The following is a 24,603-nucleotide window of genomic DNA, read 5'->3' as shown; positions in this document are numbered from 1 at the left end:
GCACGATTTGCGGCGGCGCGTGGTGAGAGGCGCGCCAGGGGACAAAAAATGAATGACGAACTGCAACGCCAGATGGCCGCGAAGCTGCAGGATGCGCTGGAGCGCGTGGTCGACGAACGCTCGCTGATCCACTTCCTGCGCGTGCTCGGCCACGACTGGAACACGGAGCGCCAGCTCGAGGCCGACGTGCCGCCGTCGCCGTACGCCCGCGCCGCGCTCGGCTGGGAAAACCGCTCGATCGGCGAGTATCTCGACGCGATGGTCGACTGGGCCGAGGTGTCGGAGGAAGGGCTGCGTTTCTACGACGTGCCCGACAATCCGTGGCGGCGCATGGCGGACATCCTGTTCGCCGGGAAAATCTACGAATAGCGCCGCGCGGGCGCTTCGTTCCCTGCGTTCGTGCCGTCGCCGCGCACGGTTTATTCGACGGTTTCGCCGCTCACATACGCACGCAGCCCGTCGGCCAGTGCATCGAACACCGCGCGGCAGCGCGGGCTCGACCGCAGGTCCTCGTGCATCACGACCCAGGTTTCCAGCTGCATCGCGAGTGTGTCCGGCAGCACGCGCACGAGCCGCGCGTCGCGTTTCGCGAGCCCGCTCTGGCAGAAGCCGATCCCGTAGCCGGCGCGGATCATCGCGAGCTGGGCGAGGTTGCTGTCGGTGCGCAGCGAGAACGCATCGCGCTTCCACAGCGGCATGCTGCGGCTCATCGAGCGGATGAACGGCGTGACCGTATCGAAGCCGATCAGCGCGTGATGCGCGAGTTCGTCGGTCGTCTCGGGCACCCCGTTGTGCGCCAGATAATCGTCGCGCGCATACAGCCCGACATCGACCGCGCCGATACGGCGCGCGACGAGCGCCTCCTGCGTGGGCGGCGCCATCCGTACCGCGATGTCGGCCTCGCGCTTGAGCACGTCCTGGAGGCGGTCGGTCGGTACCAGTTCGATGACGAGCCCCGGATGATTGCGCCGCAATTGCGCGAGCATCGGCGGTAGCACTTCGACGGCGATCACGTCGCTGGCCGAGATCCGCACGATGCCGCGCACGCCGGCGCCGTGGCTCGCAGCCGCGCGCTCGAACGCCGCGGCCGCGCTGCGCAGCGCCTCCGCATGGCCGCGCAGCGCGAGCGCCGCCTCGGTCGGCAACAGGCCGGACGGCGAGCGCGTGAACAGCGTCTGGCCGAACGCGGCCTCCAGCGCCGCGACGTGGCGGCCGGCCGTCGGCTGCGTGATGCCGAGCGCGCGCGCCGCGCCCGACAGCGAGCCTTCCGTCAGCACGGCGAGGAAGGTGCGGTAGCGTTCCCAGTTCAGATCGATGGTCATACATAAATGTATAGCTGATCCATCAGGTTGGGCAATTCCTTGATAGCCGAAGCCGCGCCAGAATGCGTGTCATCACGGTTCATTCAAGGAGAGCGGCAATGACGACTCACGCAGGCGGGACGCAACGAAAGGCACTCGTGCTCGGCGCGAGCGGCGGAATTGGCGGGGAAGTCGCGCGGCAGTTGCGTGATGCGGGCTGGCAGGTGCGCGGGTTGAAGCGCGGGCTCGACGCCGAAGTCGTGGAGCGCGACGGCATCACGTGGATGCGCGGCGACGCGATGGATCGTGACGCGGTCGTCCGCGCCGCGCGCGGCTGCAGCGTGATCGTCCACGCGGTGAATCCGCCGGGCTACCGGAACTGGGCCGGGCAGGTGCTTCCGATGATCGACAACACGATCGCGGCGGCGAAGGCGGAGCGGGCCACCGTCGTGCTGCCGGGCACCGTCTACAACTACGGCGCCGATGCGTTTCCGGTGCTGGTCGAAGACGCGCCGCAGCATCCGTCGACGCGCAAGGGCGCGATTCGCGTCGAGCTGGAGCGCCGGCTGCAGGACGCGGCCCGGGAGGGCGTTCGCACGATCATCGTGCGGGCCGGCGATTTCTTCGGGCCGAAGCTGACCGGCAACAGCTGGTTTGCGGCGGGGTTCGTCAAGGCCGGGCAGCCGGTTGCGTCCATCAGCGTGCCGGGACGGGATGGCATCGGGCACCAATGGTCGTATGTGCCGGACGCCGCGCGCGCGATGGTCGAGCTGATCGAGCGGCGCGACACGCTGGAACCGTTCGCGCGCTTTCATCTCGGCGGGCATTGGGATGCGGACGGCACGCAGATGGCGGAGGCCGTGCGCCGCGTCGCGCAGCGGCACGGGCTGCGGCCGACGGTGCGCAAGTTCCCGTGGTGGTTCGTGTGGGCGGCGGCGCCGTTCGTCACGACGCTGCGCGAATTGCTCGAGATGCGCTACCTGTGGCGCGAGCCGATCCGGCTCGACAACACGCGGGTGACCGCGGTGCTCGGCCGTGAGCCGGTGACGCCGCTCGACACGGCAGTCGAGGCGACGCTGGCGGGGCTCGGGTGTCTCAAGTGAGCAACGGCCCGTGCCTGGGTCCATGCTCCGGTACGGGCGGGCACGATGGCGAACCGCAGCACCTGCGGCACAACAATTCTCCACATACCCGGGCACGTCCGATGCGCATCATGTCGGCTCATGTCGATCAGGCGGAAACGGGGGCGCAATGTTGCATTTCGGATGGAAAGTGTCGGTTGCGGGCGCAATGATGCTTGCATTGAGCGGGTGTACCAACCTGGCTGGTGTGCTGTATTGCGGCAACTCGCAGCTCAACTTTCCCGACTATCACTGCTTTTAGGCGTAGTCGCGGGAGCCGGCGCGGCGACAGAACGGTGTCGTGCCCATCTGCCGCGCCTCGTTGCCCGTTATGCCACGACCGGTAACACTTCCACGGCGTAGCGGTGCCGAAGGCTGCGCCCGAGCACCGGATCGTGCAGCTCCATCTCGAACGCGTCGCCGTCGCCCATCGCCGCGATCGGGCCATGCACGGCAACCGTGCCGCCATACATCGCGCCGCGCGCGGGCATCGTCCGGCGGTCGTCGAAGCGCTGCCACAGCACCTCGGGCGCAAGCAGGCCACTCACCACGCCGTGCTGGTACGCCGTCCGCTCGCCGTCGCGCGAAATCAGCCACGAACGCATCTCGATCGCATCCCAGTGATCCGCTACTTCCGCATAAAGCCACGCGTCGCGGCCGAGCGGTTTCGCGCACACCTGCTTCGACACTGCGACGCCGTAGGCTTCGACCTCACGATCCGTATGATCGGAGCCGACGGTCACGAGCGTGCCGGCCGGGCTGTCGACCAGCACGCATTCGATCTCGCCGCCCGAGCGTGCGCCGAGCACGCCGATCGTAGGCGCCTGCGTGAGCAGCGCGGCCGACACGCGATAGAAGCACGGAGTGGTCGACGGCGGCGCGACGCCGAGCGCGGCGAGTTCGTCGATATGCGTCTGGATCGCAACCGGATCGCGGCCGGCCCAGCCGGCGATCACGACGCGCGCGATCTCGACGTCGACGGTGGCCGGCGCCCCTTTCCGGGGAATGACATTGAACGACAGGGTTGGCATATGCGTATCAGTTTGAAGTGCGAAGGAATGAAACGGCTTACCGGCGGCGACGTTCAATCCGCGAGCGGCTTGTGCGCGGTTTCGCGTGCGACGAGGAGCGCGATCGACGTGACGACGAGCGCGCCGGTGACATACAGCGACACGGCCGTCGTCGTGCCCGTCTGCCGGAACAGCGCGGCGATCACGAGCGGCGCGAAGCCGCCGCCGACGATGCCGGCTAGCGTGTACGCGAGCGACGAGCCCGCGTAGCGCACGCGGGTCGGGAACTGTTCGGTCACGAACGCGCCTTGCGGGCCGTACATCACCGCGTGGATCACCAGGCCGATCGCGACGGCCGCGACGATCGCGCCGGGGCGCGCCGAATCGAGCAGCGTGAAGAACACGAACGCCCACACGATGCCGGCGAGCGCGCCGGCGAGATATACGGGCCGGCGGCCGAAGCGGTCCGACAGCGCGCCGAAGAACGGCACCGCGAGCGCGTTGCACGCCGTGCCGATCATCACGGCCGTCAGGGCGACGGGGCGCGACAGGTGCAGCACGGTCGTCACGTAGGTGAGCGTGAACACGACGATCAGCGCATACAGCACGTCGGAGCCAATCCGCGAGCCACCCGCGATCAGCAGGCGCTTCCAGTGATACTTCAGCACGTCCGCGACGGGCACCTCGGCGGTCGCGTGCGATTCGGCGAGCTGCTCGAACTGCGGCGTTTCGTCGACGCCGCGCCGCAGCCAGAAGCCGAACACGACGAGCAGCGCGCTCGCCGCGAACGGTACGCGCCAGCCCCACGCCAGGAAATCGCCGGACGTGGTCGACAGCGTCACGAGCGCGATGCAGCCGGTGCCGAGCAGCGTGCCGAACGACGGGCCGATCTGCGTCCACGATGCGGACAGCCCGCGCCGCTTCTGGTCGCCGTGCTCGACCGACAGCAGCACTGCGCCTGCCCATTCGCCGCCGAGCGCGACGCCCTGCACGAAGCGCAGCGCGACGAGCAGGATCGGGCTCAGGATGCCGGCCTGCGCGTAGGTCGGCAGCGCGCCCATCAACGCGGTCGTCACGCCCATCAGCACGAGCGTGAGCATCAGCACCGCGCGGCGGCCGATGCGGTCGCCGAGATTGCCGAACACGAAGCCGCCGAGCGGGCGCGACACGTAGCCGACCGCATAGGTCGAGAACGCGAGGATCGTGCCGGCCAGCGGATCGACCGACGGAAAGAACAGGTGGTTGAAGACGAGTGCGGCGAGCGTGTTGTAGATCGTGAAGTCGTACCACTCGAGCGACGTGCCGATCATGCTCGCGGTCGCGAGTCGGCTGGTGCGGACGCGGCGGGGCGCGTGGGCGGCGGGCTGGGCGAGCGTGTTCATGGTGTCGGGCGTGTCGTGATGGGGAACGGGATGAAATGCCGGACCGATGCGTGGGTGTGCGTCGCGCCTGCTGTGCGGCCGGCGTGGGCGATCAGGCCGAACATGCCGCGGCAGCGGGTTCGGTTTCGACGTCGCCGCGCGCGACATGCAGCGGCGCGGCGGCGCGCCACAGCAGCGCGAAGGTGCGCACGTCGTCGTGCCCGGCGAGCGTGGCAGCCACGCGGCGGGTCGCGGCCGCATCGCTGCCTTCGATCAGCACGAGCGCATCGGCGGCCGGGCGCGCGGCCGCAGCGGCGCCGATCGGCGCAGACAGTTCGGGCGCGGTGCAAAACAGTCGTGCCGCGTGGATGCCCGGTTCGTGCAGCACGTCGTCGAAACGCTCGCGCAGCTGCGGCACGTCGATGCGATCCGGCGGCAGCACGAACAGCGCGAGATGCGCGCCTTCGCCGTCGCCGGCCTCGATCGTCAGTTCTCCGACGCGTCGCTGCGTGCCCGTCATGCGCTCGAAGTTCGCGAGCGACCATGCGGTCTGCTGCGTGAATGCGCGTCGGTACGCGTCGCCTTGGAACACGTCGAGCGCGTCCGTCACGTACAGCGCGAGGTACTGGCGCGGGCCGCGATCGGTCGCGCGAAAGCGCCGTGCATGCGTGAAGCCGGGAATCGCGACACGTTCCTGCATGTGCTCGCGGTCGTACCACGCGTTGAAATCGGCTTCGTGCGCGGGGTCGATATCCGTCCAGACGCAAAGCTGGCCGTGCGGAAGGGAAAGGCGGGTCATCGCGGGGTTCCTCGTGACGGGGGGGGTGTCAGGAACCTCAGTTTCCCGAAGACGGGCCGCGCCCGTCCAACAAGAAAACAAATTCGCGGTGAACAGGTTTTCTTATGAGCGGCGCGGGCTGCGTTTCGCGGCGGGCGGGGCGGATGGTGTCGTGCGCTTCGCTTTTGCCGGTGCTTTCGCTTTCGCTTTGGCTTTTGTCGCGGGACGGGCGGCTGTTTTGTCCGCGCTGTCGGGCGCGGCCGTCTTCGCGTGATGCGCGGCGGCCGACATTGCACGCGCGACTTCGCTGGCCAGCTCCGCGATGCGCGCGGCCACCGGCAGGCCCTGGCTGCGGTACGTCGCGACGAGCGGCAGCGCGGGGAATTCGGGTTCGACATCGAGCAGTTCGAGTGTGCCTTCGTGCAGCTCGCGCCCGATGATCGCGGGCGGCAGCGCGGCCACGCCGAAGCCGTCGGCGACGAGGCGGATCATCGCGGCGACCGACGTGATGCAGTTGATGCTGGCCGGCCGCTCGACGGCCGCGAACAGCCGCTCGATCGTTGCGTGCGGGCCCGAGTGGCGCGAGAAGCTGATGATCGGGAATTCCGCGAGGCGCGCAACGTCGAGCGCCTGGCCGCCGAGCCCGAGGCGCGGGCTGGCCACCCAGCGTACCGGGAATTCGCACAGCGGCAGGTTCGTGAAATCGGGGCCGGGCACCGGGTCGGTCTGCAGGATCAGGTCGACGCCGTCGGTGCTGAGCAGGCGGATCAGGTGCAACGTCGTGTCGCTCGTGATCTCGACGTCGAGGCGCGGATAGCGCTCGCGCAGTTGCGCCATCAGCGCGGGAAACCAGCTGTGCACGATCGATTCGATCACGCCAATCCGGATCAGGCCCGCATCGCTCGCCGCATCGATGTCGCGGCGCATTTCGCCGTCGAGCCGCACGATCCGCTCCGCGTACGCGAGCATGCGGCGCCCGGCGGGCGTGAGCGTGGCCGAGCGCGTGTTGCGGTCGAACAGGCGCACGTCGAATGCGTCCTCGAGCGACGCGATGCGGCTCGATACGGCGGCCTGTGTGGTGTGCAGTTTTTCGGCGGTGAGCCGGAAATTTTCCAGCTTCGCGAGCCAGACGAAGGTTTCAAGAAACCGGATGTTCATCGACGTTCGAACCGTGAGGCGGGGCCGGGCGGGCGGCGGGATCGGTCGATGGTAGCGGATTTTCGGGGACGGGAAACAAGCGGGCGGCGCGGCGCGCGTGCGTGGGCAGGCGCTGGAGCGGGAGGACGAGAGGACGTGCGCGCAACGCCGCCCGCGACGCGTACGTCACGCGAGCGGCGCACCCGCGCGCATCAAAGCTTGTCGAACGCGAGCGTCGGCACGTCGACGACCATCGCGCCGCCGTCGGCGACGAGCGTTGCGCCGGTCACGAACGACGCGTCCGGCGACGCGAGGAACGCGCATACGGCCGCGATCTCGTCCGGGTCTGCGGCGCGCCGCAGCGGCACGTCGGCGCTGACGCGCGCATACGCGCCGTCGAGCGTGTCATCGTGAGCCGACATCAGCGGTTCCATCTCCGCGTCGGCCATCGGCGTGCGGACCCAGCCGGGGCACACCGCATTCGCCCGCACGCCGTGCGGCCCGTAGTCACGTGCGAGCGACCGCGCGAGCCCGAGCAGCGCGTGCTTGCCGACCGTGTAGCCGCACACGCCGGGCCCGGCCGCGAGCGCGGCGATCGATGCGACCAGCACGATGCTGCCGCGCTGCGCGATCAGGTCGGGCAGGCACGCACGCGCGCTGACGAACGCGGTGTCGAGGTTAGCGTGCATCGCGTCGCGCCATTGCGCGTCGTCGGTTTCGTCCGCGCGGCCGAGGCCGTGGCCGCCCGCGCATGCGACGAGCGCGTCGACGCGGCCGAAGCGTTCGGCGACCTGCGGCAGAAAGCGGGCCCAGTCGGCGGTGCTCGCGGCGTCGCCGGCCAGCGCGAGGCCGCCCGTTTCGGCGGCCAGCGCGTCGAGCGGTGCCTGGCGCCGCCCGATCAGCACGACGCGGTCGCCGCGGCGGGCGAAGCGGCGCGCGCACGCGGCGCCGATACCGGTGCCCGCGCCGGTGATCGCGATCGTGCGGGGTGGCGGGTGGGTCATGTCGTGCTCCGGAAAGGTGTCGTTTCCGGTCACTTTAGGTGGCGCCGGCGCGCGCTGGTATCAGCCGAAAGGATGAACGCGGGCGGCGTCCGGGCGATTGGCGTGGCCGCGGGCCATTTTGCAAAGGCTGACGATGTGCGGCGCCGAATCGCTCTATCCTCCACATTTTTGCGATAAGTCACGAAAGCCCGGCAGAATAGCGCGGGCGGGCCGTGCATCGACGCGCGGCGCATCGGCCGGCCGATTCCGTCGTGCGAGCGGAGCGGCAGGCCGACGATCCCGGCAGGAGTACGCACCCCCGTGCGCGGCTCTTGCATCGGCAGGGGATCGTGTCACGACAACCTATCGCCCGGTGCGCGCTCGCGTGCCGGACCATCGACAAGAACAGGGAGGGCCGGCTATGAGGCTGGACGACGAAACGGAAAGCACGAACGTCGAGGATCGGCGCGGTGCCGGCGGGTTCGGCGGCGGGCGTGGCGCGACGATCGGCATCGGCACGATCGTGGTTGCGTTCGCCGCGTCGTATTTCTTCGGGATCGACCCGCGCGTGATACTCGAAGGCGCGTCGGCGCTGCAGGGCCGCCAGCAGCAGGCGCAGCCCGCGCCCGCGCAGCGGCAGGGCGCGGCGGCGAACGAACCGAACGTGGTGTTCACGCGCAAGGTGCTCGGCAATATCGAGCGCACGTGGACGGGCGTGTTCAATACCCAGCTGCATGCGCAGTACCAGCCGCCGACGCTCGTGATGTTCACGAACTCGACGCCGACCGCATGCGGCACCGGACAGACGGCGATGGGGCCGTTCTACTGCCCGGGCGACCGCAAGGTGTACATCGATCTCGGTTTCTACGACGAACTGCGCAAGCGTTTCGGCGCGGGCGGCGATTTCGCGCAGGCTTACGTGATCGCGCACGAGGTCGGCCACCATGTGCAGAACCTGCTCGGCATTTCCGACAAGGTCGACGCCGCACGCCGGCGGGCGAGCCAGGCCCACTCGAACGCGCTGTCGGTGCGGATGGAGCTGCAGGCCGACTGCTTCGCCGGCGTGTGGGCGAACAACGCGCAGCGCGCGAACCAGCGGCTGATCGAACCCGGCGATTTCGAGCAGGGGCTGAAGGCGGCGGCCGCGATCGGCGACGACCGGCTGCAGCAGCAAGGGCAGGGCTATGTCGTGCCCGAGAGCTTCACGCACGGCACCAGCGACCAGCGCGTGTACTGGCTGCGGCGCGGGATGCAATCGGGCGAACTGAGCGCCTGCGACACGTTCGCCGCGAACGCACGCTGAAAGCGGCGCGCGTACCGTCGCGCGCCCGCATCGCCCCGGCCTGACCCGCGATGGCGGCCGGGCCGGGACGATTTGCCGATTTGTGCTCACCGGCGCTTTTCGGCGTCGGTAGGCTGGCCCGAACTTCGATCTTCAATAAGTTCGCCCGCCAGCCGACTCCACCATGCCGACCTCATCCGCTCCCGCCGACCCGGCCGCCGCCGACTGGCCACGCGCGCTGCGCGCGTGCGTGGACGCGTTCGACGCGTTCGCGAGCCCGTCCGCGATCGTGTTCTACCGGCTCGACCAAAGCGGCGAACCGGCCGATTTCGAGCTGTTCGGGATGCCGGAATCGATGCATCGCACCTATGTCGCGCGCTACCGGATGCTCGATCCGCTGCATCCGTCGCGCTGTGCGGCCGGCGAGCGTGCGGTCGTCACGCTCGCTTCCCAATTGCCTGACGAAAGACGCGACGCGTCCGCGTACTGGACCCGCTTCCTGCGGCGGCACGACGTGGCCGACGTCGTCGAGATCTGGCTGCGCGACGCGGGCCGCACGGTCGGCGCGTTCTCGCTGCTGCGCTTCGGGTCGGGCGACACGCGCGGCGGCGTGGCCGGCAACAGCACGGCCGGGCGGTTCGCGCCCGGCGAAATCGATGCGCTCGCGCGGCTGCAGCCCGTGGCCGAAGCCGCGCTGAGCCCGCTGCTGCGCGAGCGGCGTGGAATTCACCGGATCGGCTGCGAGGAGCGGCTGACCTACCGCGAGGAGCAGATCGCGCGCCTCGTGCGCGACGGCCGCTCGAACAAGGAGATCGCGCGCGATCTCGCGCTGGGCCAGCCGACCGTCAAGACGCACCTGATGCGCATGTATCGCAAGCTCGGCGTGTCGAACCGCACGGAACTGGTGGGGGCGTTGTTTCTGTAATTCATCGGATAATTGCGGTCTGGACTTCGAACCTTTCGCGATTGCCAGCCATCCCGCACGGTTCAAACCCGCGCCTCCCCACCGCCCACGCGCTGCCAATTTGCGCTCACCGGGCGCGAACCCTCGTCGATACAGTGGAACGACGCCCGCGTGCCCGTGCGCACGCGGTCCAGCCACGACAATCCCCGAGACGCCCATGAGCACCACGAATTTCGTCGCCGTCAGCGACACCGTGCGCACCTTCGTTGCGCGCGACTTCGGCCTCTTCATCGACGGTGAAATGCAGCCCGCCCACGCGGCCGCGCGGCTCGACGTGTACGACCCCGCGACGGGCGAGCGGCTTGCGACCGTCGCGGACGCCGACGCACACGACGTCGACCGCGCGGTCGCCAGCGCGAAGCGCGCATTCGACACCCGTGTGTGGAGCGGCCTGCGCCCGGCCGACCGCGAACGCATCCTGCTGAAACTCGCCGACCTGATCGAAGCCGACGCCGAAACGCTCGCGCAGCTCGAAACGCTGAACCAAGGCAAGTCGATCCACGTGTCGCGCGCGATCGAGGTCGGCGCGAGCGTCGAATACGTGCGCTACATGGCCGGCTGGGCGACCAAGATCACCGGCCAGACGCTCGACGTGTCGATCCCGTTCCCGCCCGGCGCGCGCTATACGGCCTATACGCGCAAGGAGCCGGTCGGCGTGGTCGCCGCGATCGTGCCGTGGAATTTCCCGTTGATGATTGCGGTGTGGAAGCTGATTCCCGCGCTCGCGGCCGGCTGCACGATCGTGCTGAAGCCGTCGCCGGAAACGCCGCTCACCGCGCTGCGCCTGGCCGAGCTCGCCCGCGAGGCCGGCGTGCCGCCCGGCGTGTTCAACGTCGTCACCGGCGGCCGCGTGTGCGGTGCTGCGCTCGCGAGCCACCCGTCGATCGCGAAGATCTCGTTCACGGGCTCGACCGCGACCGGCAAGCTGGTCGGCGCGGCGGCCGTGCAGAACATGACCCGCTTCTCGCTGGAGCTCGGCGGCAAGAACCCGATCGTGATGCTCGACGACATCGACGTCGCGCAGGCGCTCGACGGTGTCGCGGCCGGCGCGTTCTTCAACCAGGGGCAGGTGTGCGCGGCCGCCTCGCGCATCTATGTGCATCGCAGCAAGTTCGCGCAGCTCGCCGACGGCCTCGCGGGCGTCGCGCAGTCGATGAAGCTCGGCGCGGGCCTCGACACGACCGCGCAGATCAACCCGCTGGTGTCCGCGCACCACCGCGACAAGGTCGTCCAGCACATCGAAGGCGCGCGCCGCGCGGGCCTGACGTTCCTCGCGGGCGGCACGCCGGCCGACGACCTGCCCGGCTACTACGTGAAGCCGGCCGTGATCGCCGATCCGCATCCGGACAGCGCGATCGTGCGCGACGAAGTGTTCGGCCCGGTGATCGTCGTCGTGCCGTTCGACGACGCGGCCGACGCAGTGCGCCTCGCGAACGCGTCGCCGTACGGCCTCGCCGCGAGCCTTTGGAGCAACGACCTGAAGCGCGTGATGAACCTCGTGCCGCAGATCGAGGCCGGCACCGTATGGGTGAATTGCCATATTCCGCTCGACCCGTCGATGCCGTTCGGCGGCTACAAGCAATCGGGCATCGGCCGCGAATTCGGCCAGTACGCGATCGAAGGCTTCACCGAAACCAAATCCGTCTGCATCGCGCACTGACGCGCGGTATCAACCTCAAACGATCCGACAGTGGAGACTGCAATGAGCTACAACGAAGCGAAATTCTGGCACCCGATGCTGCACCCGAACGAGATGAAACAGCGCAAGCCGATCCGCATCGTGCGCGGCGACGGCTGCTACGTATTCGACGAACAGGGCCGCAAGCTCGTCGACGGCGTCGCGGGCCTGTGGAACGTGAACGTCGGCCACAACCGCCAGGAAGTGAAGGACGCGATCGTGCGCCAGCTCGACGAGCTCGAATACTTCCAGCTGTTCGACGGCATTTCGCATCCGCGCGCGGAGGAGCTGTCGAAGAAGGTGATCGACATGCTCGAACCGGAGGGCATGCGCCGCGTGCTGTACAGCTCGGGCGGGTCCGATTCGATCGAGACCGCACTGAAGATCGCGCGCCAGTACTGGAAGGTGCGCGGCCAGGCCGACCGCACGAAGTTCATCTCGCTGAAGCAGGGCTATCACGGCACGCACTTCGGCGGTGCGTCGGTGAACGGCAACACGGTGTTCCGCCGCAACTACGAGCCGAACCTGCCGGGCTGCTTCCACGTCGAGACGCCGTGGCTGTACCGCAACCCGTTTACACAGGATCCCGAAGCACTCGGCCGGATTTGCGCGGAGATGCTGGAGCGCGAGATCCAGTTCCAGAGCCCCGACACGGTGGCCGCGTTCATCGCGGAGCCGATCCAGGGCGCGGGCGGCGTGATCGTGCCGCCGGCCAACTACTGGCCGCTGGTGCGCGAGGTGTGCGACCGTTACGGCGTCCTGCTGATCGCCGACGAAGTCGTGACGGGCTTCGGCCGCAGCGGCAGTATGTTCGGCAGCCGCGGCTGGGGCGTGCGCCCGGACCTCATGTGTCTCGCGAAGGGCATCTCGTCGGGCTACGTGCCGCTCGGCGCGACCGTCGTGAACGCACGGATCGAGGACGCGTTCGCCGCGAACGCCGATTTCGGCGGCGCGATCATGCACGGCTACACGTATGCGGGCCATCCGGTCGCGTGCGCGGCCGCGATCGCGAGCCTCGACATCGTCGTGAAGGAGGACTTGCCGGTCAACGCAGCGAAGCAGGGCGCGTATCTGCTCGAGGCGTTGAAGCCGTTCGCGGAACGCTTCGCGGCGGTCGGCGAAGTGCGCGGCAAGGGGCTGATGCTCGCGCTCGACCTGGTCGCGAACAAGGATACGCGCGAGCCGATCGACCCGCTCTCGGGCTATGCGAACGCGGTCGCGGAAGTCGCGCGCGAGAACGGCGTGCTGGTGCGCCCGGTCGGCACGAAGATCATCCTGTCGCCGCCGCTCGTGATCCAGCGCGAGCAGCTCGACCGGATCGTCGACGCGCTCGCGGCGGGCTTCGAGTCCGTGCCGTTCGCGTGACGGTGTGACCGCGTGACGGCGCGCCGGCGGCGGGCAGCGTGGCCGCCGCCGGTTTGCCAATTTGCGCTATGACCGGATTATTTTGCCTGCGTATTTTTTCGACATCGGATCGAGGTGTGATCGACTAGGGGCCCGGGAATCGAAGCGCTGAAGCGCCGCCCGGGCCGACCGCATAGCCATGGAACCCCGGCCGCCGACGAAGCGGCGGCCGGGGTCGACACAGGAAGGAGACAGGGATGTCGGGATGGTCTGGAGTTACCGGCGCAGCGGGCGACACGCCCGCCGGCACGCCGGCTGAAGCGGGGGGCGGCACGGCGCTGAAGGCGGGTGCGGTCGGCTTTCCGACCGCGCTGGCGAGCGCCGTCGGCCTCATCATGGCCAGCCCGGTGATTCTCACCGCGACGTCGGGCTTCGGGATGGGCGGCTGGGCGTTCGCGGTCGCGATGATCATCGCGTTCGTGATGATGCAGGCGCAGGCGACCACCTTCTCCGAAGCCGCCGCGATGCTGCCGACGGCCGGCTCGGTTTACGATTACCTGTCGTGCGGGCTCGGCCGCTTCTGGGCGATCACCGGCACGATCTCCGCGTATTTCCTCGTGCACGTGTTCGCCGGCACGGCCGAAACGATCCTGAGCGGCATCATGGCGCTCGTCAATTTCGAATCGCTGAATGCCGCGTTCGAGAAGCACAACAGTTCGTGGCTCGTCGGCGTCGGCCTCGTCGTCACGTTCGCGATCACCAACATCATCGGCATCAAGGTGTTCAGCAAGCTCGAGATCGTGCTGACGGCCGGCATGTGGCTGTCGCTGATGATCTTCGGGATCCTCGGGCTCGCGGCCGCGCCGGCCGTGCATCTCGACGGCTGGTTCGGCGGCTCGGAAGTCGGCACGTCGGTGCCGGCCGTGCTGTCGCTGGTCGGGATGGCGATGTTCATGTTCGTCGGCTGCGAATTCGTCACGCCGCTCGCGCCGGAAATGAAGGCGCCGGGCAAGACGATTCCGCGTGCGATGGCGCTGGGCCTCGTCGGCGTCGCGATCTGCATGTTCCTGTATGGCGCGGCGATCCGCCGCCAGGTCGCGAACGTGCCGGTGAGCGCCGACGGCCTCACGCATTTGCTCGACACGCCGGGCGCGATTCCCGCGTTCGCGCTGCAGGTGCTCGGGCCGTTCGGCCGCATCTGGTTCGGCATCGCGTTCCTCTGTGCGGGCGCCGCGACGATCAACACGCTGATGGCCGGGCTGCCGCGCATCCTGTACGGGATGGCGATCGACGGCGCGCTGCCGCGCTGCTTCGCGTACCTGCATCCGCGCTTCAAGACGCCGGTGGTCGGCATCGTGGCGGCGGCGATCGTGCCGATCTTCCATGCATGGCTGATCAACGGCAATCTCGACAGCATCCTGCATCTCGTGCTCGCCGCGACCTGCGCATGGGGCACCGCGTACCTGCTCGTCACCGCGTCGGTCGTGATGCTGCGGATTCGCCGCCCGGACCTGCCTCGCCCGTACCGTTCGCCGCTGTTCCCGCTGCCGCAGATCGTGTCGAGCGTCGGCATCATCCTGGCGATCTGGTACATCACGCCGCCGGGCATGAACGCGCGCGACATCTACGTGCCGTTCGGCGCGATGCTCGGGCTCACCGCGCTGTACGCGCTGTTCTGGACGCTCGTCGTGCAGCGCCGGCATCCGTTCAAGCCGGTGCCGGTCGAGGAAGTACTGCGCAACGAGCACGTCGCATCGTGAAGGCCGTGCTCGCCCGCTTGCGCATGGCGCCCGATGCGCCGCCGCCCGGCCACCGGCCCGGCGCGATCGCCGCGCGCGTGCTGGCGGATTTGGGCGCCGAGCGCGATGCCGATCACGTCGGCAGTCCGACGGCGAGGCTGCCGAACGGCGTGCGCGTGAGCATCGACGAGCGCGTCGACCGCCAGTTCCTGATGCACACGGTCAGCGTGAAGGTGGCGGCCACCGCGTGCGGCCCGGCCGTGCAGGGCAGTGCGCGCGTGCGGCAGACCGGCTGGCTGCGCTGCACGGGTATCGACGGGCTGGCCGCTCCAGGATGCGACCCCGGATTCGCCGACACGCTGGCCGCACTGGTCGCCGAGCCGTCGCTGGCCGACGCGCTGCGGCCGCTGCACCTGACCGACTGCACGATCGACGCGCGCGACGGCCGCTGGACGCTCGCGATCGTGCCGTTCGGCGGCAGCGAGGTCGTGAACCGGATGCCGTCGTTTCGCCGCTACGTCCGCCTGACGGGCGAGCAGGCCGCCGCGCTGTTGGCGGCCTGTCTTGCGTTCGAAACCGCACTACGCAGGATTTTGCACGGGTAAGCTGTGGCGTTGCGCGCCGGGGAACCGGCGGCCGCGTTTAAGGGTTTTACCGGAGATGCCGATGCTGTTCCAGTCACGCTCACACGAAGACGTGCACGATCACGGGCTCGCGATCGCGGGCTGGCATCAGGTGTACCGCCAGATGACGCCGGGCCGCTTCAAGGGCACCGTCACGCAGGTGCTGTACGACGATTTTCACTTCTTCCGCGAAACGACCAACCGGCGCGTCGCGCAAACCGGGCTCGCGCCGGCCGGGCGCACGTCGCTCGCGGTGCCGCTGTCCGTGCCGCTCGCGGGCACGTTTCAGGGCCAGCCCGTCGACGGCTATGCGCTGCTCGCGCTGCGCGCCGGCGAGGATTTCGAATTCCACACGCCGGAAGGGATGGGGCTCGTCGGGATCAGCGCGGCGTCCGACATGGTCGACGAGCTGTGCGAAGCCGAATTCGGCGCGTCCGGCGCGCGCAAGCTACGCCACGTGACGCGGCTGTCCGACGAGCAGGGCGTCGCGCTCGGCGCGCGGCTGTCGTCGCTGATCGACGATGCGCAGCGCAACCCGGGCCACCTCGAATACGCGGCTACCCGCAAGATGTTCCGCGACGCGATGCTCGGCATGTTCCTCGATGCGCTCGAGCAGGGCATCGGCGTCGAGCGTCGCGACATCACGCACGCCACCTACAGCGACATCGTGAGCCGTTGCGAGAAGCATCTGCGCGACCGGCCCGAGGAACCCGTCACCGTGCTCGAACTGTGTCGCGCGCTGCGCTGCAGCCGCCGCACGCTGCAAACGAGTTTTCAACGCGTGGCCGACGTTACGCCGGTGGGCTATCTGCGCACGATCCGGCTGAACGCGGTGCGCCGCATGCTGCGCACGACGCCCGTGCAGCAGCTCGGCGTCGGCGAGGCCGCCGCGAGCTGGGGGTTCACGCACCTCGGCTATTTCGCGCGCGAGTATCGCGATCTATTCGGCGAGTTGCCGTCGAAGACGACGCGCCCCGAATGACGCACGCGCGCCGAACCGGCGCCGCCGAGCACCGTCGCAAGCAACGCGTGCGACCGTTTGCCGATTTGCGATAGAGGTCCTGAATTTTCGCTGGATAGAGTCCTGTCACCCATATCGATAACCTCATCGATCTGCACTGCGAATCGATGACAACAGAGGGGCGGGACATGAAGATCGGACGACGACTGGCCGCGGCGGCGGCGACGCTGGGTTGCATGCACGCGCACGCGCAGACCTCGGGCAGCGTGACGCTGTACGGCACCGTGGATACCGGCATCATCTACTCGACGAACCAGCAGTTCACGCGCGCCGACGGCAGCACGGGCGGCGGCCACGCATGGCAGATGGGCGGCGGCAACCTCGTGCCGTCGCGGTTCGGCTTCCAGGGCGCCGAGCCGCTCGGCGGCGGGCTCAATGCGGTGTTCACGCTCGAGCAGCAGTTCCTGTCCGCGAACGGGCAGGCGCTGCAGGGCGGCACGGCCTTCAGCCGGCAGGCATGGGTCGGGCTGCGCCAGGACGGGATCGGCACGCTCGGTCTCGGCCGCCAGTACGACTCGTACACCGACATGCTCGGCGCGTACGTGTCGAGCAACAACTGGGCGACGCCGTACGGCTCGCATCTCGGCGACGTCGACAACCTGAACGCCGCGTTCAACTTCAACAACGCGGTGAAGTTCACCAGCGCCGATTTCAACGGCCTCACGTTCGGCGGCACGTTCAGCTTCGGCGGGCAGGCTGGCGATTTCTCCGCGAAGCGCGGTTACGCGGTGGCCGTGACGTACACGCGTGCGCCGGTCGCATTCTCGGTCGGCTACCTCGACCTGCACCAGCCGCTGGACGCGGCGCTCGGCGGCGCGAACGGCTATATCGGCGATTTCGCGTGCAGCAACCCAGGGGCGATGTATTGCCTGCTGCAGGATGCGGGTTCGATGCGCGCGTTCGGCGCGGGCGGCTCGGTCACGTTCGGCGACGCGACGATCGCGCTCACCTATACGCATACGCGCCTCGGCGACAGCCGTTATTTCTCGACCACTGCGCAGCCGCGCACGCAGGCGTTCACGTTCGATATCGGCGAGCTGAACGCCACGTACATGTTCACACCCGCGCTGCAGGGCGGCGTCGCCTACATCTTCAACGCCGCGCATACCGACGGGCGCGGCACGACGCGGTTCCACCAGGTGAACGTCGGCACGAACTACAGCCTGTCGAAGCGCACGGCGCTGTATGCGGTCGCGATCGGCCAGATCGCGAGCGGCAAGGGGCTCGGCACCGACGCGGACGGCAACGCGGTGAACTACGCGCAGATCCCGGTGCTCGCGAACAGCAACTCGAGCCGGCAACTGGCGGTGATGGCGGGCATTCGTGTGAACTTTTAAGCGCAGGGCATGCGACACGGCGCGCGGAACGCGGGCGGCCGGCGACGAGCAACGGGCAACGGGCAACGGGCGGCGAGCAGCAGGCGGTTGGCGGGCGGCCGGGTTGCCGCCCGATTCGCCGTGGCAAGCGCTCGGCAGGCGCCGCGCACCGGCGATCGCCGCGTGCCATAAATTCTTAACGATCGGCGTGAACAATGGCGTTCGCTACAGGCGGCCGGAAGCATCCCCCGCGTTGCACACGTGTGCAACACCCGGCCGTCCCGCCACCACGCCGAACGAGAGAGACCTCATGACCTTGCTGAGCCGCCTGCGGGCGCTGTCCGCCGCCCTTGCGCTGTCCTTCGCCGCCACGCACGCCGTTGCCGCGGATCTCGTCATCGCAGGCCGCGACGACATCTACGGCAAGGGGCTGGCCGACGCCGTCGCCGGCTTCAACAAGCTGCACCCGGGCACCGAGATCGAGCTGCTCAAGCTGCCGAACGCGAACCTGTACCAGAAGCTCAAGCTGTCGATGCGCGAAGGCACCGGCGCGTACGACCTCGTGATGATGGACGACACGTGGGCGCCCGAATTCATCGGCAACGGCTGGCTCAAGCCGCTGCCCGCGTCGCTCGCGGATGCCGATCTCGTGCCGTCCACCGTCGCGCTCGGCCGCAACGCGGCCGGGGCGCTGTACGCGCTGCCGATCGTCGGCAACGTCGAGATGTTCGCGTACCGCAAGGACCTGCTCGCGAAGTACAAGCTGCAGCCGCCGCGCAACTGGGACGACGTGCTGAAGATCGCGCAGACCGTCGGCGGCGCGGACAAGAGCGTGTCGGGCGTCGTGTTCCGCGGCACGAAGGGCAACCCGGTCGTGACGGGCTTCCTGCCGATCCTGTGGGCCTACGGCGGCGACGTGTTCGACCGTGCCGGCAACGTGACGATCGATTCGCGTGAGGCGCAGGCCGCGCTGAAGACCTTCCTCGCGCTGAAGGCGTCCGCGCCGAAGGACGTCGACGTATATGGCGCAGCAGAAGTGCGCGATGCGCTGCAGCGCGGCACGGCCGCGCAGTCGATCGAGGTATGGCCGGCGTGGGTGCCGGCGCTCGACGATCCGAAGCAGTCGCGCGTGGTCGGGCAGATCGCGCTGCAGCCGCCGCCCGGGCAGACCGCCGGCCCGGCGCCGATGCTCGGCATCTGGCAGATGGGCATCCCGAAGGACGCGCCGCACGCGAAGCTCGCGCAGGATTTCCTCGCGTACCTGACCGCCCGCGACACGCAGACGCGCCTCGCCGGCATCGGCATTCCGCCGACCCGCCGCAGCGTGTTCAACGATCCGGCGCTGGTGCGCCAGTACCGCTGGTATCCGGATCAGCTGAAGGCGCTCGAGGCCGGCCGTGCGCGGCCGCGCGTGAATGACTGGCAGCAGGTCGAGAGCATTCTCGGCGACCAGCTGCAGCTCGCGCTGACCGGGCAGGCCGCCCCCGACGCCGCGTTGCGCCAGGCGCAGCAGAAGATCGCGCAGGCGACGGCCGCGGCCGGCAAGTGACCACGCGCCTCGAACCCTCGCCGGAACACAGCGCATGAAAGCCTTCGGCCGCAGCCTGCCGTTCGTCGCGCTGCTCGGGCCCGCGCTGCTGGTGCTCGCCGCGCTCGCGCTGTATCCGGTCGCGCAGGTGCTGATCGATTCGTTCTGCCGGGTCGACTACTCGGCCGGCCGGCGCGCGTTCGTCGGGCTCGCGAACTATCGCGCGGTGCTCGGCGACGACGCGTTCACGGCCGGCTTCGGCAACACGCTGCGCTTCACGATCGTCGCGTCGCTCGCCGAAGTCGCGCTGGGCTTCGGCCTCGCGCTGCTGTTCGTGCGTGCGTTTCCGGGGCGGCGCATCGCGCTGCCGCTCGCGATCCTGCCGATGATGCTGTCCACGCTCGTGTGTTCGGCGATCTGGCGCAACTGGCTCAACTTCGACGGCTTCCTGAACACGCTGCTCGCGGCGTTCGGCATCGAAGGCGTACGCTGGCTGTCCGATCCGCATCTCGCGCTGTGGTCGCTCGCGCTCGTCGACGTGTGGCAGTGGACGCCGATGGCGTTCCTGATCGTGCTCGCCGGGCTGCAGTCGATCCCTCAGGAGCTGTACGAAGCCGCGCGCACCGACGGCGCGAGCGAGTGGCAATGCCTGCGCGACATCACGCTGCCGCTCGCGGCGCCGCAGATCGGCCTCGCGCTGCTGCTGCGTTCGATCGACACGTTCAAGCTGTTCGACAAGGTCTATGCGCTGACGGGCGGCGGCCCCGGCAACGCGACGCAGACGCTGTCGACCTATATCTACGACACGGGCTTCCGCTTCTTCAACGTCGGGCCGGCGAGCGCCGCGTCGGTGCTGATGCTCGCGGCGTCCGCGCTGCTGGTCTCGGGGTACGTATGGCAGACGGTTCGCAAGCGGCGCGCATGACGGCGCAATCCGCTCGCATCACGGGCGCGCGAACGGGCGCCGCTTTCGGTCGCGCGATGCCGTGGGCGTTGCGCATCGCCGCGCTCGCGCTGTTGCTGCTGCCGTGCCTGTGGATGGCCGGCGCGGCGTTCATGCCGACACTCGAACGGCTCGATCATCCGTTGCGGATCTGGCCGGCCGCGCCGACCTTCGAACATTTCGCGTCGGTCTGGTCGAACGGCATCGGCGCACCGCTGTTCAATTCGCTGCTGGTCGGCTTCGGCACGACGCTGCTCGCGTTGGCGCTCGCGTTTCCGGCCGCGTATGCGCTCGTGCGGCTGCGGTTTCCGGCGCGGCTCGACCTGCTGTTCCTGGTGCTCGTGCTCGCGTTGAAGCTGATGCCGCCGATCACGATCGCGGTGCCGCTGTTCGCGCTCGCGAAGCGGCTGCACCTGCTCGATTCGACGCTCGGCCTGATGCTCGCGTACCAGATCTACGCGCTGCCGATGGCGATCTGGATGCTGCTCGCGTTCGTGCGCGACGTGCCGATCGAATACGAGGAAGCCGCCTGCATCGACGGCGCGGGGCTCGCGCGCCGCCTCGTGCAGATCGTGCTGCCGCTATGCGCGCCGGGGCTGATCGCAACCGCGATCTTCGTGTTCATCGCCGCGTGGAACGAATTCCTGATCGCGCTGCTGTTCGTGTCGACGCCGAGCCGCTTCACGCTGCCGCTCGCGATTGCCGGCTACGTGACGGAGAACGGCATCGACTGGGGCGACCTGATGAGCGCGGGGCTGATGGCGTCGCTGCCCACGCTGGCCGTGGCCGGCTATGTGCAGCGCTACCTGTTGCGCGGGTTCGCGGGCGGGCTGAAGTGACGCGCGGCGTCGCCGCGCCCAATTCTCCCTGGTTATGCGCAGCTGGCCCGCACCACCTGCGTGACCGGCACGATGCGCGTGCGCGACGGGCCGTCGAACGCCTGCATCCGGTCGGCGAGCAGGTCGACCGCCGCTTGCGCGAGGCCGCGCGTGTCCTGCCGCAGCGTCGTGAGCCGGTACGCATCGTAATCGGCGGCCGGGATGTCGTCGAAGCCGATCACGCGAACGTCGTCCGGCACGCGCAACCCGAATTCGCTGCGCGCGACGTCGATCACGCCGAGCGCGAGCAGGTCGGACGAGCAGAACACGCCGTCGGGCCGCTTGCCGTTCGCGAACAGTTGCCGCGCGGCGTCGACGCCGCTTGCATGCGTGTCGGACGGCGTGTCGAGCACGTGTGCGAGTGTCGCGTCGAATGCATCGCCGCGCCCGATCGCTTGTTCGAACGCGGTAGCACGCGACTGCGCGCTGTAGCTCGCGCCGCGCGGCCCGACGAACGCGAGCCGGCGCGCGCCGGCCCGCACGAGCCGCTGCGCCGCATGGGCGGCGCCCGCCGCGTTGTCGCTGACGACGATGTCCGCGCCCGGCAGGTTCGCCTCGCGGTTGATCATCACGACCGGAATCCGGTGTTCGAGATACTGCTGCGCCACCGACAGCGGCGGCGACGCGGACGTCATCACGAGGCCCGCGATCCGGTAGCTGAGCAACTGTTCGAGCGATTGCCGGACCTGACGCGGATCTTCCGCATTGGTCACGAGCGGCGTGAGCGCGCGCTGCCCGAGCGCGGCCATCAGGTCCGACAGCAGCCGGGCGCGAAACGGATTCTCGAACCCGGCCGTCACGACGCCGATCATGCTGCTGCGCTGCGTGATCATGTCGCGCGCGATCAGGTTGACCTGGTAGCCGAGCGCGCGCGCGGCGACCATCACGCGCTCACGCGTCTGCGGGGCGATGCTCGCCGTCGGCGAGAATGCACGCGAGACCGCGGAGCGCGACACGCCGGCGCGCGCCGCGACGTCCGACGCCGTGACCCACGGCTTTCTTTCCTTGTCATTCATCGATTCATGATCCCTTCGAGCCACGATACGTGCATGCCGCCCGCCGACTGGATGTCGGCGCTCGACGATGCGCGGCTGCTGCATACGCTGACCCTACCGGGCAGCCATGACACCTGTGCGTATACCGTCGACGATCGGCTCGTGCGCACCCAGCATGCGCCGCTCGATGCCCAGCTCGCGCATGGCGTGCGGCTCCTCGACATCCGCTGCCGGCACGTGCGCGATGCGTTCGACATCCATCACGGCGGCATCGCGCTCGGCATGACGTTCGACGACGTGCTGGCCACCTGTGCGCGTTTTCTCGACGCGCATCCGCGCGAATGCATCGTCATGTCGGTGAAGGACGAATGGCCGGCGCACGCGTGCACGCGCAGTTTCGATGCGACGTTCGACGCGCATCGCGAACGGCATCCGCGGCTGCGCTGGCATGCCGGCGGCACGCTGCCCGCGCTCGGCGACGTGCGCGGCGCAATCGTGCTGCTGCGGCGCTTTCGCAGCAGCCGGCCGCTCGGCATCGATTTGACCGCGTGGCCCGACAACGCGACGTTCACGATCGACCACCCCGACGGCGCGTTCGTGATCCAGGACGAATACCGCGTGCCGGTGGCCGCGTCGATCGGCTGGAAGTGGCGGGCGATCGACGCGCTGCTGACGGACCTGCCGTCGCCGGACAGCGGCCGCTGGGCGATCAACTTCTGCAGCGGGACCGGGATGGGCGCGAATCCTTCGGTGGTCGCGCACGGCGACGGCAGGGTGCGGGGCATTCATGCGCGGCTGGCCGAGCGGCTGCGCGAGCAGCCCGGCCCGTATGGCACGATGCTGCTCGACTTCTGCGATGACGACGACTGGGCGCTGGTGCGCGCGCTGATCGCGTGCAACGACCATGTGCCGGTGCAGGGCGTCTGGCGCAAGACGTTTCGCTGTTAGCGCAGATTCGCGCTGAAGAACGCGAGCGCCTTCGCGTCGAGCGTGTCGTGGAAGGCCGCGCGATCGAATCCCTTCGCATCGGTACAGACTTCAGGCGAGACCTGCGCCAGCTGGTCGGAGCACGGCGCGAGAAACGCGAAATGCGCAGAATTCGGCACGACGTGGAATTCCGGCCGTTGCGGCAGCATGCCGGCCAGCGCGGGGACCGTTTCCGGCTCCACGCGGTCGCCGCCCGCTTCGGAACCCCAGAGCTGGATCGGCGCGTGCACGTCCTTGAGCGTATCGGCGCTCGGGAATTCGTTCATCGGGTCGGCGATCACGTAGGCCTTGATCCGCGGATCGTGCGTCAGTGGCCGGCGCGGCAGGTCACGGTCGCGGATCTGCTTGCAGATCAGCCAGGTCGGGTCCGGGCAGGCCACGTGCGCGTGGACGAAATCCGGATTGGCGCCGGCCAGCACGAGGCCCGTATAGCCGCCGCGCGAAAAGCCGAAGAAGCCGATCCGCGCGGGATCGATATGCGTGGCGTCGGGCCCGTCGGCCAGCATGTAGTCGACCAGGCGCTTGATGTCATCCGGCCGCTCGACCAGCTCCCGCAGGTCGGCCGCGCGGCTCATGTCGGTATGCGTGTCGCCGGGATGGTTGATCGCCGCGACGACGTAGCCTGCGTCGGCGAGCGTTTCGGCGAGGTCGTGGTGCCCGAAGTAGGTACCGGCGTGGCCGTGCGAAATCACGACGAGCGGCAGCTTGTCGCCGACGGTCGGGCAGTTGCGTTGCCCTTTCAGCACGAACGGGCCGATCGTGAGCGACTGCGCGGGGGTTGCGCAGGGCGTCCAGATGACGGCGCGCAGCTCGGGGCCGGCCGCGTCGGCCGGGATGGTGACGAACTTGATGCCGGCCGCGTGCGCGAGCGTGGCGGACAGGCAGAGCAGGGCAGCCGAAAGCCAGGTTTTCATGTCGATTCCCCGGGCAGTGGAGGGGCCGCGGCGCGACGGGCGTCGGACAGTGGCGCTCAGCGCGTCGCGATCGCCACCGCCGCACCGGCCATCGCGGTCGCGCTCGTGCGGTTGGCGAACCGCTTCGCGCGTGCCGACGTCAGGAACGCCCGTGCGCGTGACGCCAGCAGCGACCAGAAGCAGTCGGCAAGGATCAGGACCGCGAGCATCGTGCCGACCAGCTCGCCCCATGCGGTCACACCCACGTGCGAGAGATCGACGATCGTCGGCAGCAGCGCGAGATAGAACACCATGATCTTCGGGTTGCCGAGCGTAACGAGCATGCCCGCGACGAACATGCGCCACGGCGACTGGCCGCGCGGCAGGTCGTCGGCGCCGGTCGCGGTCGGCGCGGTCCACATCTTCCATGCAAGGAACAGCAGGTACGCGACGCCGAGCAGCTTCAGCACGATCAGCCCGGCCGCGAACGTGCGCGCGAACGCGGACAGCCCCGCGACCGCGAGCGTGAGCCACAGCGCTTCACCGACCCACATGGCCACGAGGAACGGCAGCACGTCGCGCACGCCGTTCGTCAGCACGCGCGCGACCAGCGCGGCGACACTCGGGCCGGGCGTGCCGGCGGTGACGAGCAGGGTGACGGCGAAGACGGCGAGCGCGGACAACGTCATGACAAACCTCGTGGGTGGGGCATTCGAAACGT

23 protein-coding genes are annotated in these 24,603 nt (G+C 69.1%); 14 read left to right on the top strand and 9 right to left on the bottom strand.

The window, feature by feature from the left end:
• The first annotated feature begins 48 nt into the window (after window positions 1-48).
• Window positions 49-369 (top strand): hypothetical protein, encoded by a 321-nt coding sequence (locus CFB41_RS26950; protein WP_089458566.1) that lies wholly within the window; start codon window positions 49-51, stop codon window positions 367-369.
• Between the two features lie 50 nt (window positions 370-419).
• On the opposite strand, the gene CFB41_RS26945 is transcribed toward CFB41_RS26950, so the two are convergent.
• Window positions 420-1,322: a LysR family transcriptional regulator gene (locus tag CFB41_RS26945; protein ID WP_089458565.1), complete on the bottom strand. Its 903-nt coding sequence runs from the start codon at window positions 1,320-1,322 to the stop codon at window positions 420-422.
• Between the two features lie 98 nt (window positions 1,323-1,420).
• On the opposite strand from CFB41_RS26945, the gene CFB41_RS26940 reads away from it, so the two are divergent.
• On the top strand, window positions 1,421-2,404 hold the full coding sequence (locus CFB41_RS26940) for an NAD-dependent epimerase/dehydratase family protein (protein ID WP_089458564.1): 984 nt from the start codon (window positions 1,421-1,423) through the stop codon (window positions 2,402-2,404).
• A 347-nt stretch (window positions 2,405-2,751) separates the two neighbouring features.
• Here CFB41_RS26940 and CFB41_RS26935 read toward each other — a convergent pair whose 3' ends face one another.
• The 5 genes from CFB41_RS26935 to CFB41_RS26915 form a co-directional block, all read right to left on the bottom strand.
• Window positions 2,752-3,453, bottom strand: coding sequence for a DUF2848 domain-containing protein (locus tag CFB41_RS26935; RefSeq protein ID WP_089458563.1), 702 nt, complete (start codon window positions 3,451-3,453; stop codon window positions 2,752-2,754).
• A gap of 53 nt (window positions 3,454-3,506) precedes the next feature.
• Window positions 3,507-4,814 carry an MFS transporter gene (locus CFB41_RS26930; protein WP_089458562.1) on the bottom strand — a complete coding sequence of 436 codons (1,308 nt, stop codon included), beginning with the start codon at window positions 4,812-4,814 and terminating at the stop codon, window positions 3,507-3,509.
• 91 nt (window positions 4,815-4,905) lie between these two features.
• Window positions 4,906-5,592, bottom strand: coding sequence for a DUF4286 family protein (locus tag CFB41_RS26925; RefSeq protein ID WP_089458561.1), 687 nt, complete (start codon window positions 5,590-5,592; stop codon window positions 4,906-4,908).
• A 102-nt stretch (window positions 5,593-5,694) separates the two neighbouring features.
• A complete protein-coding gene (locus tag CFB41_RS26920; RefSeq protein WP_089458560.1) occupies window positions 5,695-6,729 on the bottom strand; it encodes a LysR family transcriptional regulator in 1,035 nt (344 codons plus the stop codon).
• Between the two features lie 191 nt (window positions 6,730-6,920).
• Window positions 6,921-7,712: an SDR family NAD(P)-dependent oxidoreductase gene (locus tag CFB41_RS26915; RefSeq protein WP_089458559.1), complete on the bottom strand. Its 792-nt coding sequence runs from the start codon at window positions 7,710-7,712 to the stop codon at window positions 6,921-6,923.
• 400 nt (window positions 7,713-8,112) lie between these two features.
• On the opposite strand from CFB41_RS26915, the gene CFB41_RS26910 reads away from it, so the two are divergent.
• The 11 genes from CFB41_RS26910 (at window position 8,113) to CFB41_RS26860 (ending at window position 20,968) form a co-directional block, all read left to right on the top strand.
• Window positions 8,113-8,994, top strand: coding sequence for a neutral zinc metallopeptidase (locus CFB41_RS26910; RefSeq protein ID WP_089458558.1), 882 nt, complete (start codon window positions 8,113-8,115; stop codon window positions 8,992-8,994).
• A gap of 163 nt (window positions 8,995-9,157) precedes the next feature.
• Window positions 9,158-9,898, top strand: a complete 741-nt coding sequence (locus CFB41_RS26905) for a LuxR C-terminal-related transcriptional regulator (protein ID WP_089458557.1) — start codon at window positions 9,158-9,160, stop codon at window positions 9,896-9,898.
• A gap of 196 nt (window positions 9,899-10,094) precedes the next feature.
• Complete coding sequence (locus CFB41_RS26900; RefSeq protein ID WP_089458556.1) at window positions 10,095-11,597, top strand: aldehyde dehydrogenase family protein; 1,503 nt, start codon at window positions 10,095-10,097, stop codon at window positions 11,595-11,597.
• A 42-nt stretch (window positions 11,598-11,639) separates the two neighbouring features.
• Window positions 11,640-12,980: an aspartate aminotransferase family protein gene (locus CFB41_RS26895; RefSeq protein ID WP_089458555.1), complete on the top strand. Its 1,341-nt coding sequence runs from the start codon at window positions 11,640-11,642 to the stop codon at window positions 12,978-12,980.
• Between the two features lie 236 nt (window positions 12,981-13,216).
• On the top strand, window positions 13,217-14,719 hold the full coding sequence (locus CFB41_RS26890; RefSeq protein ID WP_089427102.1) for an APC family permease: 1,503 nt from the start codon (window positions 13,217-13,219) through the stop codon (window positions 14,717-14,719).
• Entirely contained in the window at window positions 14,716-15,303 is a 588-nt protein-coding gene (locus CFB41_RS26885) for a DUF3156 family protein (protein ID WP_089458554.1), read from the top strand. Before CFB41_RS26890 ends, CFB41_RS26885 begins: the two co-directional genes overlap by 4 nt.
• Before the next feature lie 61 nt (window positions 15,304-15,364).
• Window positions 15,365-16,303: a helix-turn-helix domain-containing protein gene (locus CFB41_RS26880; RefSeq protein ID WP_089459000.1), complete on the top strand. Its 939-nt coding sequence runs from the start codon at window positions 15,365-15,367 to the stop codon at window positions 16,301-16,303.
• Between the two features lie 167 nt (window positions 16,304-16,470).
• Window positions 16,471-17,679 (top strand): porin, encoded by a 1,209-nt coding sequence (locus CFB41_RS26875; protein ID WP_089458553.1) that lies wholly within the window; start codon window positions 16,471-16,473, stop codon window positions 17,677-17,679.
• Between the two features lie 289 nt (window positions 17,680-17,968).
• Window positions 17,969-19,207, top strand: coding sequence for an ABC transporter substrate-binding protein (locus tag CFB41_RS26870; protein ID WP_046548265.1), 1,239 nt, complete (start codon window positions 17,969-17,971; stop codon window positions 19,205-19,207).
• A 34-nt stretch (window positions 19,208-19,241) separates the two neighbouring features.
• Window positions 19,242-20,111 (top strand): carbohydrate ABC transporter permease, encoded by an 870-nt coding sequence (locus tag CFB41_RS26865; protein WP_089458552.1) that lies wholly within the window; start codon window positions 19,242-19,244, stop codon window positions 20,109-20,111.
• Window positions 20,108-20,968: a carbohydrate ABC transporter permease gene (locus CFB41_RS26860; protein WP_089442230.1), complete on the top strand. Its 861-nt coding sequence runs from the start codon at window positions 20,108-20,110 to the stop codon at window positions 20,966-20,968. The genes CFB41_RS26865 and CFB41_RS26860 overlap by 4 nt, the downstream gene beginning before the upstream one ends.
• Window positions 20,969-21,000: 32 nt before the next feature.
• On the opposite strand, the gene CFB41_RS26855 is transcribed toward CFB41_RS26860, so the two are convergent.
• Window positions 21,001-22,023 (bottom strand): LacI family DNA-binding transcriptional regulator, encoded by a 1,023-nt coding sequence (locus tag CFB41_RS26855; protein ID WP_089458551.1) that lies wholly within the window; start codon window positions 22,021-22,023, stop codon window positions 21,001-21,003.
• A gap of 6 nt (window positions 22,024-22,029) precedes the next feature.
• On the opposite strand from CFB41_RS26855, the gene CFB41_RS26850 reads away from it, so the two are divergent.
• Window positions 22,030-22,950 carry a phosphatidylinositol-specific phospholipase C gene (locus tag CFB41_RS26850; protein ID WP_179250170.1) on the top strand — a complete coding sequence of 307 codons (921 nt, stop codon included), beginning with the start codon at window positions 22,030-22,032 and terminating at the stop codon, window positions 22,948-22,950.
• Here CFB41_RS26850 and CFB41_RS26845 read toward each other — a convergent pair.
• On the bottom strand, window positions 22,947-23,903 hold the full coding sequence (locus CFB41_RS26845) for a serine aminopeptidase domain-containing protein (RefSeq protein WP_089458549.1): 957 nt from the start codon (window positions 23,901-23,903) through the stop codon (window positions 22,947-22,949). The genes CFB41_RS26850 and CFB41_RS26845 overlap by 4 nt on opposite strands.
• Window positions 23,904-23,959: 56 nt before the next feature.
• A complete protein-coding gene (locus CFB41_RS26840) occupies window positions 23,960-24,571 on the bottom strand; it encodes a LysE family translocator (protein WP_089458548.1) in 612 nt (203 codons plus the stop codon).
• Between the last annotated feature and the right edge of the window lie 32 nt (window positions 24,572-24,603).

Origin of the sequence: Burkholderia sp. AU33803 (genome assembly GCF_002223095.1) — a bacterium.
Lineage (GTDB): Bacteria > Pseudomonadota > Gammaproteobacteria > Burkholderiales > Burkholderiaceae > Burkholderia.
This window is presented reverse-complemented; position numbering and strand designations above follow the sequence as displayed.